A 17142-nucleotide genomic window follows, 5' to 3' on the forward strand; every position below is an offset into this window, starting at 1 on the left:
CGCAAAGTAGCATGATCCCTGTTTGCCACTGGATACTATCCGTATAACAGTATTGCCAGAGAATCATGCTACTTGTATGCTTAAAAATCTTTTTCATTATACCCCATCGATAGCTATGCTAGCTACCTTTGAGGATAGAGGGTATGGGATGCTTGTCCCTTCTCTCACCGGTCAGGGAGAGAATAAGGCTTTAGCGGCCCTCAAGGTACTTCAGATACTCTTCGGAGCTCAAAAGCTGATCGAGCTCGGCCTTATTAGAGAGCTTCACTACCAGCAGCCAGCCTTGCTCATAGGGGCTATCATTGATCACTTCGGGGCTATCTTTGAGGACCTCATTGACGCGTACGACTTCGCCGCTGATGGGCGAAAGCAGCTCAGAGGTGGCCTTGACCGACTCGATATCGCCGATTTTGTCGTGGGCACTAATACTCTGGCCAGCATCCTGGGTCATTTCCACATAGACGATATCGCCGAGCTGATCTTGCGCATAATCGGTAATGCCAATCACGCACTCATCACCCTCAACGCGAATCCACTCGTCGGTCTTGGTATACTTCAGGTTATCTGGATGATTCAGACTTGCCATTGTTCCTCACTCCTTCTGCAGGATAAATAAGAGATAAGCGCAAAAGGCGACCATCAAGGTCGCCTGCTGACTATTTCTGTCGTTTATAGAATGGCAGCGCTACTATCTGGGCCGCCACGCGTTTTCCGCGAATCTCAACCTGGACCTGGCGTCCCACAGTAGCGTGGGCAGCCTCAACAAAGCCCATGGCGATATTCTTTTTGACGGTTGGTCCTGGGGCTCCGCTCCTCAAGCTGCCGATTTGTTGCTCACCATCATAAATCGCATAGCCGCCGCGCGGTACGCCACGCTCGATCAGTTCGATGCCTACGAGCAAGCGGGCGGGTCCCTCTGCCTTCACGCGCTGCAGAACGTCATGGCCGATAAAGCTTCCCTTCTTCAGCTTCACAGTCCAGCCCAGGCGCGCCTCTAGTGGGTTGGTCTGCTCATCCAACTCGTGACCATAGAGGCAAAAGCCAGCTTCCAGGCGCAGCGTATCGCGCGCACCTAGCCCGGCCGGCAGCAGGCCTTGCTCTTTGCCGGCAGCAAGCAGATCGTTCCACAGTTTGACCACATCGACGGGAGCGCAGTAGAGCTCAAAGCCATCCTCGCCCGTATAGCCGGTACGCGAGATGAGGCAATCAATGCCATCTACCTGGCCCGGGACAAAATGATAGTAGAGGATAGAGTTCAGATCAACTGGCGTGAGCGGCTGCAAGATACTGAGCGCAGCCGGTCCCTGCAGAGCAAGGAGGGCCGTTGTATCTGATTGATCAGAAATAGTGACGTTCGCAAAACGCTTGGCCTGGCTCTGAACCCATTGCAGATCCTTCTCAATATTTCCGGCATTCACAACAAGCATATAATGCTGCTCGGCCAGGTGATAGATGAGTAGATCATCGATGGTGTTGCCATCAGGGAGACAGAGCGGCGTGTAGAGCGCCTGGTGGATAGCCAGCTTCGAGACATCATTGGGCACAAGGTATTGCAGGAAGGCCTGAGCATCTGGCCCTTCCACCTTAAACTCGCCCATATGACTGACATCAAAAAGGCCTGCCCGCGTACGGACCGCCTGATGTTCCTCTATGATGCCGCTATACTGTATAGGCATCTCCCAGCCACTAAACTCTACAAGGCGTGCGCCCAGAGCGCGGTGCTGCTCGTAGAGAGGGGTGCGTTTGAGTTGAGCGACGTCTTTGTCGGATGTTGTCATAAAAAAAACTCCAGGTGCTGTAGAGGTTTCTGTATTCTATTTTCACTATATCAGATTTGCCAGGGGCAAAACAAGGAGGCTTCTTCGATACCTCCGAGACCAGGGGCATGACATCTAGTAGCTGGCTCATTAACGGAAATTCAGGAGAATATGCTCAACATGGCGGGCATTGGGGATGTTAATAAATTGCTGTTTCGTGCCAAAGGTAAGCGTTCCTCGCTCTCCACGTCGCTGCTCGACACGCTCAATATTCCCGATAGAGCCTCTATAGGTGTTGACTACACGTCGTGGGCGTAGGGTGATAAAGAGGATGCGCTGATTGGTGATAGCATAGAGTGTAGATCTGGCCTCCAGATAGTCACGAATGGGGGTACAAATACCCAGGAAGGCCGGAGTAAATATAATCAGAGAATAGAATATTGTAACTATAAACGTGGTAAGACCAAATAGCGACATAAGGAAGATAAAGGCACAGAACAGAAATCCGGCCAGGCCCAGGATGCCCGCAAGCAGCCGCTTCCTTGCGCATTGCCAGGGATCGGGCTGCCCATACCATAAGAGCTGCTCGCGCTCGCTTAGCTCCTGCCTGAGAACCTCCTGGATGTCTATCTTCCGTCGAGAAGATTTTTGTTCTCTCTCTGGTTGCAAAAATTCCATTTTTTGCTGCTGCATCACAAATCTCTTTTCGTCCTGGTTCAAGTCACAGGTCTATCTCTTAACATCTGGATGGGATGAGCTCCTACCAGCCCAAGAGACCCAAATATATTATAAAGAGCCAATTGTTATCTAATCACTATTCTCATTTTACCATCCCCAATTCACGAGGATAGTGAACTAGCTCACTAAAAATTTGCGATTATCAAGCGTCGTCCTCCGTTAATTTAGATAGAGGAGCGACTCCCGATTATAATCACGGCTCCTTGCCAGATATCACGGAGAAAATGTATATGCAAAAAAATCTTAATCTAAGAAAATATGTGGATAGTATGTGGCCAGCAAGATTTATCGTGGCCTTAATCATCGGTAGCTGTCTATTAGCCGCCTGCGGTAGCGATGGTGTCTCAGCAGCAGCAAGCACACCGTCAGCCGCCAATGCTTCACAGACGGCTGCAAGCTCAACGCCGACAAGCCCGAGCGGCAATAGCAGCGGAAAGGCCATTCCTACTAACAACGAGCCGAGCGGCAACGCGCAGAAATTACAGGAGCAATTAAAAGCCTTGCGCATGGTTGATCAACAGCATGGTTGGGGCCTTACCGCGACTTCTATCCTCAAGACTACCGATGGAGGCGTGCACTGGTATAATGTCACGCCGCCTAACGTGCGGCTTGGTGAGCAGAGCACAGGCACATTTATGAATAATCAATATGCCTGGGTCGTTAATTCGCAGCCAAATAGCCCGATTACCGTTCTGCGCACAAGCGATGGTGGGAAAAGCTGGCAGAGCTCCAAGATCAATGATCCCGACTCCTGGGCTGGCGATATGCCACATTTCTTAAATACACACGAGGGCTTTATTGAGATTATCGCCCAGGGCGGACCTGGCGCCGGCAGCGAAAGCGTTGACATCTTCCATACCAGCGATGGTGGTCAGAGCTGGAGCAAGGTGAGCGGTACCGATCAGCAGAGCAGTGGACTGCCCAGAGGCGGGATCAAATCGGGCATCTCCTTTAAAGATAGCTTGAATGGTTGGGCCACCGGCGAAGAACCGACTAATTATCCCTGGCTCTATGCCACGCATGATGGTGGCAAGACCTGGAAGCTACAATCCTTGCCCGATCTGCCCAACCCGAGCGGCGGCGTCGCTTTCCATACCACACCTCCTGTATTCTTTGGCGCGCAAGGGCTCTTGCCGGTATATGTCACTGGAGAGTTGACAGCCAATACCACTTTTCATGGTTTGCTGCTCTATAAGACGATTGACGGCGGCAAGACCTGGGCCACAACCTACCTGGCCAATCACGCGGCCCTTGGCACTTTTGATAGCGATAACCTCTATATTGTCGATATCCAGCATGCCTGGGCCAGCGATCGCAACACAGGTACCCTCTATGCAACCAGCGATGGTGGGCGCAGCTGGCAGGCGATTGCGCAGCATATGGGCAACATCCAGGAATTTAGCTTTGTGGATACTACTCATGGCTGGGCGGTTGGAGATAAAAGCCTGCTGCGTACAAGTGATGGTGGGCATACCTGGCAGCGCATAAGCTAATTGACAGGCGCTAACTGAAGTCCGGGGGATGAAGGTCCCCTGGACCCTTTTTATCTTAAGCGGCCATAAGTTCGCATGCGCTCCTCAACCAGCTCAAGCGTTGGAATCCCCTCGATTCCTTGTCGCTCAACCGAGAACGAGGCAGTACTATTGGCAAAATCCACGGCCCGCGCAGGATCGCCATGACGATATAAGTGCGTCAGAAATGCTGCTGCGAAGACATCCCCGGCGCCAGTTGGATCGACCTCAGTAATCGTATAGGCAGCAAAGCGTTGTGTCTCTCCGTGGCGAAACAGCGTAGCCCCGTGTCGACCATCAGTCGCAATCAGCAAAGGCACGTGCAAACTCCACTGCGCCAGAATCGCATCAGCCTCCTGGCGATTACCATTGGCAAAGGGCAGCAAATCATCGTGACTGAGAATGAGGACATCAAGAAAAGGTAAGACGCGTAGCGCATCCTGCCAGGGCGTTGGCCAGACGCGCCCATCGGCATCCCAGCGGCGTAGCCAGCCCTGGGGTGTGGCCGCGATAATCGCCCCCTGACGACGCCTGAAGAGCTGCACAAAATCGGGAGCGAGCTCCTGAGCCAGCGGACCCAACAACACAACCGGAGCCTCAAGCCAATCCTGTGGAACATCCGAGACTTGCAGCGACTCTCCCCGCGCGCGCAAGTACTGGGTGCGAAAGCCCTCTTGATACTGATTCACAAAAGTCGTAGACTGAGCCGACTGCCGTGCATGCAGCGCGATAGAAGGCAGGAAGGTGGGGAGCTGAGAAATAAGTTCGGGATCGGCACAGGTAACTATCCCGGCCGCCAATCCTAAACGATAGGCGGTCAGAGCAGCAAAAGTGACAGTGCCTCCAAGCGTGAAGGAGCCATCTGGCCGTAGATCACGCGTTACATGTCCAATCGTCAAAAAATCGGGAGCCTGGAGCACTACAAGTACGTTCCTTCCTGCTTACTTGCGATATTTCCAAAGACGTATGAGCAATAGGCAAAACCGGCCTGGAGCATAAAACTGCCTCCATGTTCCTCATAGCATACATGAAATTTTCCCGAAAAGCGAATCATCCCGTAGGCAGACAGGGCTATTTAATGTTCGTGAGAAAGCCTTCACTTCAGCCCAAAAAAGGATGAGAACCTGGTAAAGTGATAGTACATCAAAACGTCACGAAACGAGGTCTCATCCCAAATGAACTATACCATGATGGCCCAAGCAAGTGAATTGGCAGGTTGGAACAAAGAGAGCGAAGCCCTCTCAGTGTATCAAGCGATGCAACAGCTCGAAGATCGACGCAAAAACAAAGGAAAGCGCTACAGTTTGGCGCTCGTGTTGACGCTGATTATCCTCGCGAAAATGGCAGGAGAAACGACATTACAAGCAGTTTCCGACTGGGTGCGCTATCGGAGTGCCTGGTTGCAAGACGTCCTGCCAGATACCCGCGCCACCTTTCCCTGTGTCGCCACCTATAGCAATGTCTTGCGGGCTGTCGACCCAGCTCAGGTAAATCAGAAGCTCATGGATCTCCTGATCCGTGTACGTGCGCAAAAGCGGGTTGCGAGAGAACAAGAGCATATCATCCTCGACGGCAAGACTCTTCGGGGAACCCAACACCATCTGGCGAAAGATCAACAGAAAATGCATCATGTCGCCTGTTATGAGGCCCAGACCGGCATTGTGATCAAAGAACACATCGTTGCTGAAAAAGAAGGAGAACTGACCCACGTTTCAGCCTTTCTCACGCCGCTCTTCCTGCAAGGACGTATTCTTAGCGCGGATGCTCTTTACACCCAAAAATCGATCTGTCAGCAGATCATCGCTTCTGGTGGAGAGTATCTGTTCTTCGTGAAGCAAAACCAACCCACGCTTGCCGAGGATCTCCGTCTCTTCTTTGGCGAACCTCCCCTTGATTGTCTGGATTGGCGAACTCAGGTGCAGACTGACAAAGGGCACGGGCGGCTCACGTGCCGGTTCATTCAAGCCTCCACGGAACTCAATGATTTCCTGGCCCGCGATTGGCACGAAGTTGGACAGGTCTTTTGTCTCCGTCGGCGAGTCGAATATCCTTTGCGCTGTACCCAAGAATATGTCTATGGCATCACGAGCCTGACACCTCAACAGGCAACCCCCTTGCGCCTGCTTCAGTTGATCCGCGACCACTGGCGCATTGAGAATCGGCTCCATTGGCGTCGCGATGTCACCTTGCAAGAGGATGCGTGCCAGATCCGCAAAGGATGTGCTCCTCACACATTGGCCGTTCTTCACTCCTTTCTGCTGGCTCTCTTCGATTTTTGCGGTGTCACCAATGTCAGGCAACAGATGCGCTGCTTCGATGCTCATCCACTCCAAGCTCTTCAGCTCTTGCTCAAGGCCTTGGGGGAAAATTAAAAAGCCCTGGTAGGCAGAGCTTTTCAGTTCTGGTTTGTGTGCCGCCTGACGGCGGCGAAGAGAGGGAAATATTGGGGCGAAGCCCTTAACAATCCCGTTTTGGAAACCTGCAAAGTCCTTGTAGCAGAGCTTTGCCGGGCATGTTTGCGCGTTCATGGGTCAAAGAGAGGAGAGAGAAATTGCTGTGGGGTATCTACTAAGCTATCATGGCGGGGAAAGCTTGCCAGCGCCATGAGCCGATTTCCCGGCCAGAGAGCTCTGTCCCCTGATCCCCGCCAAACTATCTGTCAAGAAATGGACATTAACGTCCGGGACGTTTTAAAGAAATCACCACGCGCCGCTCGTCGCCTTCCCCAATACTTTCAGTACTGATATCGTTGCTATCAGAAAGAGCGATATGGACAATGCGCCTCTCGTGAGGCGGCATGGCCTCAAGAGCGATAGAACGGCGATAGTTACGAACCTGTTGAGCAACGCGTAGCGCCAGAGAGCGTAGATTTTCCTCGCGGCGTTCGCGATAGTTTTCAGCATCGACAATGATGCGCATGCGATGCTTGGTGCGGTGACTGACAATCAAGTTAACAAGCAGTTGAAATGCTGCCAGTGTCTCTCCGCGCCGCCCAATGAGCAAGCCGAGATTCTCATGAATGCCCTGAATATTGAGCGTAAGAGGAGTGGTAGAGCGGACCTGGACAGAAGCCTGAATATTCATATACCGTAAAATATGTTGTAGAACATCGACGGTAATCTCGACATCCTCGCGCGAAGGAGTCTCGACATTCTGGATCTCGCCCCCCGATGTAGCCTCTGCCTCGGCGGACGCCACCAGGGCCTCCACAGGAGCATTAATGGCCACGAACGGAGCCGTCTCTTCCTCTTCTAGCTCTTCCTCCTCATCATCATATTCCTCCTCATACTCCTCCTCGTCATCATATTCCTCCGCCTCATCATCCTCATACATCTCGTCCTCGGGGAACTCTTCTTCAGGAAGAGCGACCTCTGGACCATCAGGGCCAAGAATAGCATCAGCCATTTCGGGCGTAATTATTGCACTGGAACTGCCTGGACGCACAGTAACACGTACACGAGCATCCTTGCTTCCCAGGCCAAATGCCCCGCGACTTGGCTCTTGCAAAACGGCAACCTCCACCTCATCGCGGCGCTTGCCCAGGCGTGCCAGGGCCTGCATCACCGCCTCATCAACACTTTTGCCACTAGCCTCTATGCTTTCCACGGTTTCCTTGCCTCCCTTTAGAACTATAAGTAAAATTGCAGCCTGTAAAGGCCTGGTGTGCCCTTCTCACAGGCTGCAATTGAGTTAGCTGCGTGATCTTTGTGTAGCCCCGCGCCGGCGTGCTGACGCACTTCTTCCTCGCTGATGCTGACGCCCATACGAAGATCCGTTGCGTGGGGATGAGCGCAACTGGCTTCCTATCGGGCCAGTGCCATCGACGTTTGTTTGCTCTGTTTTCTCTACAGCTTTACGCTCGCGCTCCTGGGCTGCGGCTTCTGATTTATTCTTTGTAGATGTGCTTACCGAACCGTCCACCACACGGCCATTTTTGTTACCAGTATCTTTCTTTTCTTGCATAAAATCTGGCATCGTCATTAAGGAACCCCAGCCGGTGACAAAGTACTGCTGGACAGCCTGGAAGATAGAAGAAACGGTCCAGTAGAGTGCCAGGCCCGCCGAATAATTCCAGCCAATGAAGACGATAAAGACCGGCATGATCCATTGCATCATCTTCGTGGATTGTGCCATGGAGTCAGTGCTAGTCGCGGCACCCTTTGGCTGAGACATACGCAACTGTATAAGCGTTGCCACACCGGCCAGGATAGGCAGAATATGTGTAGGGTCGGGATGACCTAGCGAGAAATGCCAGGCTGGATTGAGAAAGGTAAACCAATTGAGATCAATATTGGGGAATCTGTTAAAGTGAGGCACGAACCAGTATAACATGGAGTTCATTACTTCGACTTTTGTCGTGCTCAACAAATTATTAATGGCATAAAAGAGCCCATACAAGACAGGCATTTGCACCAGCAGCGGGAGACAGCCGGCCACCGGATTGATGCCGAACTCCTTATAAAGATTCTGCATCTCGCGCATCTGGGCCTGCTGATCATCCTTATACTTCTTGCGGATCTCCGCCATGCGTGGCTGTAAAGCCTGCTGGCCCTTCATCGATTTAAGCTGCTTTAGCGTGAGAGGGAACAAAATGAGTTTGATTGCGACTGTCAGAACCACAATAGACAGACCAAAATCACCAAAGAGGTGATAAAGCAGCATGAGGGCGTTGAAGATGGGATAGGTGAAAATGATATTAAAAAGATAACCGATGGGACCGAATAAATTACCCACGAGTACTTTCCTGCCTTCCTCGATCTAATCTCCCACCCAATTGTTCGGGAACAGGATCATAAAGATCGCCGTGATAGAAGGGATGACAGCGCCCGATCCGCTTAATGGTCATCCAGCCGCCACGGAAAAAACCAAAACGTTGAATTGCCTCATATCCATAGTGGGAACACGAGGGAGTGAAACGACACGATGAGGGCAGGACCACCGACAGCGTGCGCTGATATATGCGTATCAAACCAAGTGCGATGTATTTCACGATATATAACCTTTGCGTAAGTTCAACTGCTCGCGCCCGGTACCTGATCGAGCAGTCGCGCCCGACGTAATAATGTAGTAATATCCTCTTTAAGCGTACTCAAATCTACTCCAGACGCCTGATGTTTGGCACTGAGTATTATATCCCATCCTGTGGGGAGATCAGCAAGAACTGGTCGGACAGCTTCGCCAAGTAGCCGTTTTATATAATTACGTTCGACTGCACGTTTTGAGATGCGCTTGCTGACCACAAAACCTACACGTAGCGTTGTCAAATTATTAGGAGCCCATACGAGGATAAGCAGCCGAGATGTAAGCATACGTCCCTGCTGCCTAGCCCGTTGAAAATCACTACTTTTACGTAAGCGTAACGCACGGTTGAGAGCCACAATATTGCCAGGCTTTTTAAACTGTTAAGCTCCAGCGCCCTTTAGCGCGGCGAGCTTTGAGCACACGCCGCCCGTTGCGGGTATGCATGCGTTTCATAAATCCGTGTTCACGCTTGCGCGGAATGCGTTTCGGTTGCCAAGTACGTTTCATCTAAAACTCCAATATTAGATACGGATAGCCTGCATCGAGGTTGTAGAAATTAACGTCTTCATGCGCAAATTTTGTGCCACGCTGCTCGTGGCCTTAAGAAGAAAAGAGAGCGGGGCCAACCCCTGCTACTTCTCCGCTGGAGACGTATTCCCTTTCCGCCGGTTTCGCGCACTTCGTTAACTCTCTCCAGGAGACTGGAGGCAAATGCAGCTTTGCATCCAGCATATGCATTCGGTCAGGCTTCCTTGCCACGAAAGCGGCAGCCTCCAAACGCAAAATTATTGCAGAAATTATTCTTCTTCTGGGCCCACCTGGAGTATCTCGTAAATTATAGCGAGTATAATTTACGCTGTCAATTGTAACACTATAGGTCCAGACTTTCCAACCCTGATTTTTCTGTCGCCAGGTGGCGACAATGAAGTGGGAAGGCCGGGGAAGCCGCCGTCTAGCGGACCGTAAAGCCCCAGACTTTCCCATTTTGTAGCGTTGCTTAAAGTCCTGCTATAGTAGGGTTATGCCACTACGGCGTTTTAAAGCGCAGAAGGACGCGGCCCAACTTAACTTCATCGTTATCATTAAGCGGCGTTGGCGTTTTGGCGACCAGGCGCTGCCGATTGAGGAATGTATAGTTGGTGCTATTCTCATCTTCGAGCATATACTGCCCATTTTCATAGAAGATGCGCGCGTGCAGGCGAGATACGCCCCCCTCTTCGCCGCCTTGTGGAGTCAGGTCCACATCCGGATAGATGTTGCTGACGGCATCCTCGCGGCCGATCGAGATGTTATCCTTGCCGCTTAAATCGAACTCCTGGTTGTTGGCCTCGACGATGAGCCGGGCCTGCAAAGCGCCTGCGGCTGGAGCGGCGGCAGGAGCCGGGATAATGGTCGCATCTTGCTCAGCAACCGGCTCTGGGGTTGGCACATGCTGTGGAGCGGGCTCAGCGGCCGGAGCTGGCGCGCCCAGCAGGCTCACGCCGCAGTTTGAACAAAAGGCCTCGCCTGCAGGATTTGTGGCCCCACAGGAAGGGCATACCTGCTCGCCAGCGGCCGGAGTTGGGGCCGGAGCTGGAGCAGGCTGAGCCGCGGCCTGGGGCGCTACCGATGCAGATGCCAGTGGCTCGCCACACTCATCACAAAATGCTGAACCATCAGGGTTTTCATGTCCTAAAGAGCACTTGACTGTCATAACAATTTATTCCTTCCTCATGTATTGGCATTCGCTGTCGATTTCATTCCGTCCGGAACCGGCGTGTTCGCAAAAATGTCTCTACGGAATGACGTTTGAGGAACCCTTCTCAGGGTACTATATCATCTAAACGCTGGGTCAGTTTACGCGTCTTATTACCAACCGATTTGACTTGCTCTTGCGAAACTTGCTGACCCTGACTGATCTGTTCGATAATGTCGCGATCCTCCTGATCGAGGACGCGTGTCACCGAAGGAGCCAGGCGCGTCGTGACCTTACCGGTGCGCTTAAACTCGTCGAGCACGCGCGTTACCAGGCGGCTGGCGTTGGCCTTCTCGGCGAAATTCATCACGCGCGCATTCACCTGGGCCGCCTCGTTCTGATCAGCCGTAAAGGTGACCTTGATGTCCTCGCGCATGCGCTCGCCAACCAGGCCGGAAATCGGCACATCATAGGAAAGCTCGGCCTGCGCAATACGGAAGAGGCCAGCCGGGCGAGGATCGAGCATTAACTCAACCAGCACAGCCTGAGGCGTATCCTTCTCAAGGTCGCCTAATTGCACAACAACCTGGCGATCCGAAAGGCTCGACTGATCCACATCGCGGATAAGCGGGAGGACTTTGACGGCTTTCCTGGGGGTGACACCCATTGGCAGGCGCAGGGTCAGTGTGGCATTGCGCACAGCTACGGCAACCGCGCTCTGAACTTGCTGCTGGAAGATAGTCATGGCGTCGGCAGGTGAACGGATAAACTCTGCAGGAGAGCCGCCGCTCAGCTGACCGATGTCGTCGAGCAAGGTTTCGTCCCAGTCAGCGCCAATACCCAAGGGATAGATCGAGACGCCGGCTGCGGCGGCATCTCTGGCCAGCTGACGGCAACGATCGGTATCGCCATAGGTTACACCATCAGTCAGCAAGATCATACGGTTGATCGCGTTGGGGATGTTCCAGCGACGCAGCTCGCCAAGGCCCTGGATCATACCCAGAGACATGGTTGTGCCGCCGGCATCTTGAATGCGATCAATCGCGGCTTTCATACCTGGCTTGTCATTACATGGCATGGAAGGGATAATCACCTGAGCAGTATCGTCGAAGATCACCACCGAGATATAATCAGTCGGCTCCAGGCGATCTATAACCATTTTGACTGCTTCTCGTACATTTCTTAGTTTGGCACCCTTCATAGAGCCAGAATGGTCAATTACCAGGGCAAAATTCAGGGGCATACGCACCTGTGCCATGAGTTCTGTCGGCTTGGCTTCCAGTAAAACATATGCAACCTGGCTTCCACCTGTTACTGGCATGTAATCTTTTCCTAATTGGTGTGCCAGTGTTACCTCTCCGGGCATACTACTTTAGCTCCTTTCGCATTCGGCTGGCCCTAGTATATATCAAATCAATGCACCACTCAACGCACGAAGACGATTACTGCGCTCACATTGTCTTCACCGCCATTCGTATTCGCCGCTTCGATTAACTGCGCACAAGCAGTTTGTGGATCTGGCGCGCGATTGAGTATCTCGGTAATCTGGGGATTGCGCACCATTTCCCATAAACCATCTGAGCAACTCAGCAGAACATCACCGGGATGGATCTGCTGCTTGAATATATCAATCTGCACGTTTAATTTGTCGCCAAGACTGCGATAGATCTGGCTGCGTTGCGGATGCGTATAGACGTCATCTGGCTCAATCATACCCCCTGCCACCAGTTGGCCGACCAGCGAATGATCATTGGTTAATTGATATAGCTTTTCATCACGTAGCATGTAGGTGCGACTATCACCTACATTAACTATATACGCATGATCCCCAGCAATCATAAAACCTGTGAGGGTCGAGCCCATATCGGTCTTAGCGCGCTGATTCGTCTGGCAGATAGCCGTATTGGCATCTTCGACGGCCCCCTGTAGGAGGAGTACCAGGGTATCTTCATCTTTTTCGGCTTCTGGTTTGCCTTCCTGCTCAGCCTCTAAAGGCCCAGCCAGCAGCTCGTGTACCATGCGCTTGGCGATGGCATTTACCGCCATACGACTGGCTAGCTGTCCATTATCATGACCACCCATGCCATCAGCTACGATGTAGACACCAAGTGGCGTGGCGTATGACTCGTGAACGCGTTCCAATTGCAGGAGGAGTGTGCTGTCTTCATTTGGCTCTGCGCGCCTGACGTTGCCAGCATCCGAATCGCAGGCTGCCAGCAGATGTACACCATTAGGGAAGGCCGATTGCGACTCCTGGAACTGTTCAACCAGATAAGTGTGGCTCTGCTCGATAAAGGTATTGACGATGGTGCCCTGTACGACATGTGCCTCTTGATTCTCGGCCTCGGCTGCCGGGTACTCGTGCAGGGTATAATTAGCGTCGCGCAGCCGGGCCCCGCAGTCGATACAAAACTCATCGCCCTCGGCGTTTTCCTGTGAGCCACAGACCCAGCAGCGCTGATAGCCCTGATGATCAATGACTTGATAGGCGTGCTCTTCCGACCCATCATTGAGCACCTGGACAATCTCGTAGCGTGCGCCGACGAGCGTGCCAGGCGCGAGTACCGGGAAGTCCTCGGCTGGGGTCGTTGGCTGAGTTGGGACATCCTGACTATTCTGATCGTCTGTAGGTGGTGTTACTTGCTCCATTACATCCTCTTCTTCTGGCGTTGAGGGAACAGCTTCCTCTGGCGCAGGCTCTGCCTCCTCTTCTCCGCTCTCTTCGGTTGCGCTCTCTTTGCCGTCAGCCTCGCGCCCGGAAACCTCTTCCTCGGTAGGCGAGGAGGAGGACTGGGGAGCCGTTGCCTCTGCAGGCTGCTCTGCCTTTTCTTCTACAGACTTCCCCAATTCGCTAAGCGGCATCATAATAGTAGGCTGCTCGGTAATATCTAGCGGTTTCGCTTCCTGGTGTACCTGGGGTACTGAAGACGAGTTTGTGGCCTCGGTGGCCAAAGGATCGATCAAGACCGTAGGGGCATCGGCAATGTCCACCTGGCCCTGTTTCTCCGCATCAGACGCCTGATTCTCGTGCTCCCCTCCCTGCTGCCAACGGCGTGTATGGTAAGCAAGCATTTCTTGTGGCGTGAGAATCTGGGTTGGTGCCAGGCTGACATCATACTCCCCCCTGTCTTCCTCTCGCGCCTCCTTGAGGGGCGGGGGCGAGGGAGGAGTTTCCTGTGTCTCCTCCTGCTTAGCTACTTCGGTGGAAGTGGCCTCTGCTTCACTCTGGGGCGTAGCAGCGGACTCAGGAGAGAATGACAGCCCACAACCCTTACAAAATTTGGCATTCTCACGATTTGGTGTATGACATATCGGACAGAGCATCGCTGCCCTCCTTCAGAGTTGTTTTTGTAATCTGAGAGCTTCGGCATTTTTGGGATCACGTTGTAGCGTTTCGTGTACCATATGCCTGGCCTCTACCTTCTTATTCATCTTGAGATAGCATGTGGCCATTGCACTATAAATCTCGGGCGCGTGCGGACCAGCCTTGCGCGCCTCTTCTAGTGCGCTTAAAGCCATCTTCCATTCGCGCGCTTTCATATGAGCGCGCCCTAGCTCATACCAGCCTTCCCATAGAGCCGGATCGCGCTGAGTCGCCTGTCGTAGGGTGCTGATTGCGGACGAGGTTTGTTTTGTATCGATATAAAGGCGTCCGATCGCAATCAAGATAAGGGCATGATCCGGGTTTATACGCAAGCCGTCAAGGAAGTAGGCTTCAGCATCGCGATAGTTGCCCTGCTCCATGGCCAGTAACCCAAGCTGGTAATAGATAGCCGAATCCTGGGGAGCCAGCGATTGGGCCTGCTTGAAGGCATTTGTGGCTTGCGCGTAAAGCGAGAGATCGCGATAGCACATCCCAAGCTGAAAGTAGGCATCGAGGGCGTCTGCTTTATAACGTGTGGCTTCCTCAAATCTCTCGGCAGCAAATTTTAGATTTTCGCTAAAGAGTCGTTTGTCGGTTTCTTTTGTTGATTGACCATATTGGCGATACGCGCGGCCAAGATTATAGAGTACATCATAGTATGGGCCGCGCTGCTGGAGAACCAACTTGAATTGGTTCACAGCCTCCACATAATTTTTATTGGCTAGATTTTGTAATCCCAACCTGTAGGCTGCGCTACCATCATTGACAGTCGCAGGAGCCGAGACGGGGCGGGCCTGGATGGGCTGCACCGGGCGGGCCTGGATGGGCTGGGCAGGACGAGCCTGAATTGATTGTACCGGGCGAGCCTGAATGGGACGAGGCCGAATGGGCTGCACCGGTCGGGCCTGGATCGAAGAACGCGCGGGCGGCACGCGCACCTGGGGCGGAGCCACGGCTACGCCTTGAACCAGCGGCTGCCCATCGCGCTGACAGAACTTGGCACCGGGACGATTCTGCAGGCCGCACTTGGGACAGACCAGGCCAACGCCGGGCCGATTGGCAACGAGGATGGTGGCCGCCGGCGAAAGCGCGGGAATCTGGATGGTTGTTGGCGCTACGCTGTTGGGCAGGCAGTGCTGCAAGGCTACCCGCATGGCCTCCGCGCTTTGAAAGCGTTGCTCAGGCGCTTGCTGCATGGCCTTGATAATCACCTGCTCTACCGGGCAAAGATTTTTATTGCCCGCCTTAACCGTATGCAGGCGCGGATTCTTGGCAAGAATGCTTCCCGGAGCTGGTGTCTGGATCGGATCAGGCTCATAGTTTGTCAGCAGATGATACATCGTCGCCCCTAACGAATAAATGTCGGAGCGCGCATCTGTCTGTACCAATTTACCAGGATTCTGCGCTGTGCGCCTCTGACCGGGAGAGGTTATCGATCCCAGGTGTTCGGGCGAGGCATAGGAGATCGTGCCAAGGTTCTCTGTATTCGTACGTTTGTTTGGATCGAAGCGGCGAGCGATACCAAAGTCAATCAACTGGACTTCATTATCCGGCGTAATCATGATATTACCTGGCTTGAGATCGCGCAGGATAATCGGTGGATTGCGCGAATGGATATAGCTCAGCGCCTCACAGACCTGGATCATCCACTTGACAGTCTGCTCTTCGGGAAGAGGTCCATTGCTGTTTTCGAGGATCTTCTCAAGGCTGCGCCCGGGCACAAACTCCATGGCGAAGTAGTAATTTCCGCGGTCCTGGAAGGGCAACATTAAGGCTGCGATGCGCGGATGCTTGAGTCCACGCAGAAGAGCGATCTCTTTGTTGAAGCGTTCAATGGCAGCCTTGCGATCTTCCTCACTGGTATTTGGGCTGATAAGCAGTTCTTTGACGGCATAGTAATAAGGAGGGGTTGTTCCTACCTGCTCTACCTTGTAGACAGTTCCCATCCCACCTTCGCCAAGAATCTGCACTATTTTGAATTTTCCGTCAAGAATAGTTCCTATTGGGAGAGCCATACTGCTGTTTTCTCCGATACGCTCATGCCAGATTTAGTGAGCACTGACATGGACCACTATTGCGCTAATGTTATCTTCCCCACCGCTCTCGTTGGCCATGTCAATCAAGCGATCACAGATTTTCTGCGGGCTTGTCTGCTCACTAAGTGCGCGCAGCAAATCATGATGCCGCACCATCTCCCACAGCCCATCTGAGCACAGCAGGAAGGTATCGCCTGGCAGCAGCGTCTCTTGAAAGATGTCAACCTCGACTAGCTTATGCCTTGCTCCCAGAGAGCGATAGATATAGTTGCGCTGTGGATGGGTATAGATGTCATCAGGTGCAATCTGCTTTTGCTCTACAAGTCTGGCCACCAACGAGTGATCCCTCGTCACAGGGGCTAGTTTATTGTTCCGTAACAAATACGTTCGACTGTCTCCAACGTTGGCGATATAGGCCTGGTCGTTTTGGATTAAGACTGCAGTGACGGTGCTGCCCAAGCCGCGGGCAGAGGAGTCGCGCTTACCATAGCGTAATATAGCTTCGTTTGCCTGCTGAATAGCCGCGGTAAGCTGCGCTTCCGCCGCAGTAGTGAGCGTGGTCTCGGATAGTTTACGCGTCTTTTGCCTGGCCGATGCGTCTGAGGGTGTCGCTTTGCCTGTCTTATCGACGGTAATCGGGCTCAGTTTGATCGTGGGCTGCTCAGAGAATGGTTTAAAGAAATTATCAAGACCTTTACTAATAGTTTCAATCGCTAACCTGCTAGCAACCTCGCCCGCCTCATATCCTCCCATGCCGTCAGCCACAACAAACAAGCCGCGATCTCCTTCTTCCGACGATTCAATACGCTTGTAGACACTATCCTCGTTTTGCTCTCGTTGTCTCCCGATGTCGGTTTTATCGGCGGCAGTGAGTCTGAGATGCATATTTTTTTACCTCACAGGACCAGGAATCTCCGGTGTATATTATACGCTCACTATAGCATATAGTAGTATTCATGACAATTGAAGCTTCCTTATTATCAAGGCTATTTAACAGTCGTATTTGATCTCACTGCGAGCGCCAGGGGGAAGATAGCGC

16 protein-coding genes are annotated in these 17142 nt (G+C 52.7%); 2 read left to right on the forward strand and 14 right to left on the reverse strand.

The window, feature by feature from the left end:
* Positions 1-190: 190 nt before the first annotated feature.
* From gcvH to EPA93_RS33695, 3 genes are all read right to left on the reverse strand, one after another.
* Complete coding sequence (gene gcvH / locus EPA93_RS33685) at positions 191-577, reverse strand: glycine cleavage system protein GcvH (protein ID WP_165423920.1); 387 nt, start codon at positions 575-577, stop codon at positions 191-193.
* Between the two features lie 79 nt (positions 578-656).
* Positions 657-1778: a glycine cleavage system aminomethyltransferase GcvT gene (gene gcvT, locus EPA93_RS33690; protein WP_129891725.1), complete on the reverse strand. Its 1122-nt coding sequence runs from the start codon at positions 1776-1778 to the stop codon at positions 657-659.
* A 129-nt stretch (positions 1779-1907) separates the two neighbouring features.
* Entirely contained in the window at positions 1908-2450 is a 543-nt protein-coding gene (locus EPA93_RS33695) for a hypothetical protein (protein WP_129891726.1), read from the reverse strand.
* 275 nt (positions 2451-2725) lie between these two features.
* Between EPA93_RS33695 and EPA93_RS33700 the strand changes: the two genes are divergently transcribed.
* The gene (locus tag EPA93_RS33700; RefSeq protein WP_165423571.1) at positions 2726-3988 is read left to right on the forward strand and encodes a WD40/YVTN/BNR-like repeat-containing protein; all 1263 of its coding nucleotides are present in this window, start codon (positions 2726-2728) and stop codon (positions 3986-3988) included.
* 50 nt (positions 3989-4038) lie between these two features.
* Here the strand turns inward: EPA93_RS33700 and EPA93_RS33705 are convergent, their stop codons facing one another.
* The gene (locus EPA93_RS33705; RefSeq protein WP_129891728.1) at positions 4039-4926 is read right to left on the reverse strand and encodes a PfkB family carbohydrate kinase; all 888 of its coding nucleotides are present in this window, start codon (positions 4924-4926) and stop codon (positions 4039-4041) included.
* A 255-nt stretch (positions 4927-5181) separates the two neighbouring features.
* Between EPA93_RS33705 and EPA93_RS33710 the strand changes: the two genes are divergently transcribed.
* Entirely contained in the window at positions 5182-6378 is a 1197-nt protein-coding gene (locus tag EPA93_RS33710; RefSeq protein WP_129885573.1) for an ISAs1 family transposase, read from the forward strand.
* A gap of 301 nt (positions 6379-6679) precedes the next feature.
* Here EPA93_RS33710 and jag read toward each other — a convergent pair whose 3' ends face one another.
* The 10 genes from jag to EPA93_RS33760 all read right to left on the reverse strand — a co-directional run bounded on the left by jag (position 6680) and on the right by EPA93_RS33760 (position 16988).
* Positions 6680-7612, reverse strand: a complete 933-nt coding sequence (jag, locus tag EPA93_RS33715) for an RNA-binding cell elongation regulator Jag/EloR (RefSeq protein WP_129891729.1) — start codon at positions 7610-7612, stop codon at positions 6680-6682.
* Between the two features lie 84 nt (positions 7613-7696).
* Complete coding sequence (locus EPA93_RS33720) at positions 7697-8740, reverse strand: YidC/Oxa1 family membrane protein insertase (protein WP_129891730.1); 1044 nt, start codon at positions 8738-8740, stop codon at positions 7697-7699.
* Positions 8733-8996: a membrane protein insertion efficiency factor YidD gene (yidD, locus tag EPA93_RS33725; protein WP_242527194.1), complete on the reverse strand. Its 264-nt coding sequence runs from the start codon at positions 8994-8996 to the stop codon at positions 8733-8735. Before yidD ends, EPA93_RS33720 begins: the two co-directional genes overlap by 8 nt.
* Positions 8997-9018: 22 nt before the next feature.
* Positions 9019-9384, reverse strand: coding sequence for a ribonuclease P protein component (gene rnpA / locus EPA93_RS33730; protein ID WP_165423572.1), 366 nt, complete (start codon positions 9382-9384; stop codon positions 9019-9021).
* 16 nt (positions 9385-9400) lie between these two features.
* The gene (gene rpmH / locus EPA93_RS33735) at positions 9401-9535 is read right to left on the reverse strand and encodes a 50S ribosomal protein L34 (RefSeq protein ID WP_007912655.1); all 135 of its coding nucleotides are present in this window, start codon (positions 9533-9535) and stop codon (positions 9401-9403) included.
* A 520-nt stretch (positions 9536-10055) separates the two neighbouring features.
* Positions 10056-10721 carry an FHA domain-containing protein gene (locus EPA93_RS33740; protein ID WP_129891733.1) on the reverse strand — a complete coding sequence of 222 codons (666 nt, stop codon included), beginning with the start codon at positions 10719-10721 and terminating at the stop codon, positions 10056-10058.
* A gap of 109 nt (positions 10722-10830) precedes the next feature.
* Positions 10831-12069 carry a vWA domain-containing protein gene (locus EPA93_RS33745; RefSeq protein WP_129891734.1) on the reverse strand — a complete coding sequence of 413 codons (1239 nt, stop codon included), beginning with the start codon at positions 12067-12069 and terminating at the stop codon, positions 10831-10833.
* A 59-nt stretch (positions 12070-12128) separates the two neighbouring features.
* Complete coding sequence (locus EPA93_RS33750; RefSeq protein WP_129891735.1) at positions 12129-14027, reverse strand: protein phosphatase 2C domain-containing protein; 1899 nt, start codon at positions 14025-14027, stop codon at positions 12129-12131.
* Between the two features lie 12 nt (positions 14028-14039).
* On the reverse strand, positions 14040-16082 hold the full coding sequence (locus EPA93_RS33755) for a protein kinase domain-containing protein (RefSeq protein WP_129891736.1): 2043 nt from the start codon (positions 16080-16082) through the stop codon (positions 14040-14042).
* 33 nt (positions 16083-16115) lie between these two features.
* Positions 16116-16988 (reverse strand): PP2C family protein-serine/threonine phosphatase, encoded by an 873-nt coding sequence (locus EPA93_RS33760; RefSeq protein WP_129891737.1) that lies wholly within the window; start codon positions 16986-16988, stop codon positions 16116-16118.
* Positions 16989-17142 lie beyond the last annotated feature (154 nt).

Origin of the sequence: Ktedonosporobacter rubrisoli (genome assembly GCF_004208415.1) — a bacterium.
Classification (GTDB): domain Bacteria; phylum Chloroflexota; class Ktedonobacteria; order Ktedonobacterales; family Ktedonobacteraceae; genus Ktedonosporobacter; species Ktedonosporobacter rubrisoli.

What these genes read in the sequence shown, in the direction of transcription:
- gcvT (WP_129891725.1), bottom strand. Translation starts at nt 1,778, where the DNA reads ATGACAACATCCGACAAAGACGTCGCTCAACTCAAACGCACCCCTCTC.
- EPA93_RS33695 (WP_129891726.1), bottom strand. Translation starts at nt 2,450, where the DNA reads ATGCAGCAGCAAAAAATGGAATTTTTGCAACCAGAGAGAGAACAAAAA.
- EPA93_RS33700 (WP_165423571.1), top strand. Translation starts at nt 2,726, where the DNA reads ATGCAAAAAAATCTTAATCTAAGAAAATATGTGGATAGTATGTGGCCA.
- EPA93_RS33710 (WP_129885573.1), top strand. Translation starts at nt 5,182, where the DNA reads ATGAACTATACCATGATGGCCCAAGCAAGTGAATTGGCAGGTTGGAAC.
- rpmH (WP_007912655.1), bottom strand. Translation starts at nt 9,535, where the DNA reads ATGAAACGTACTTGGCAACCGAAACGCATTCCGCGCAAGCGTGAACAC.
- EPA93_RS33740 (WP_129891733.1), bottom strand. Translation starts at nt 10,721, where the DNA reads ATGACAGTCAAGTGCTCTTTAGGACATGAAAACCCTGATGGTTCAGCA.
- EPA93_RS33745 (WP_129891734.1), bottom strand. Translation starts at nt 12,069, where the DNA reads ATGCCCGGAGAGGTAACACTGGCACACCAATTAGGAAAAGATTACATG.
- EPA93_RS33750 (WP_129891735.1), bottom strand. Translation starts at nt 14,027, where the DNA reads ATGCTCTGTCCGATATGTCATACACCAAATCGTGAGAATGCCAAATTT.
- EPA93_RS33755 (WP_129891736.1), bottom strand. Translation starts at nt 16,082, where the DNA reads ATGGCTCTCCCAATAGGAACTATTCTTGACGGAAAATTCAAAATAGTG.
- EPA93_RS33760 (WP_129891737.1), bottom strand. Translation starts at nt 16,988, where the DNA reads ATGCATCTCAGACTCACTGCCGCCGATAAAACCGACATCGGGAGACAA.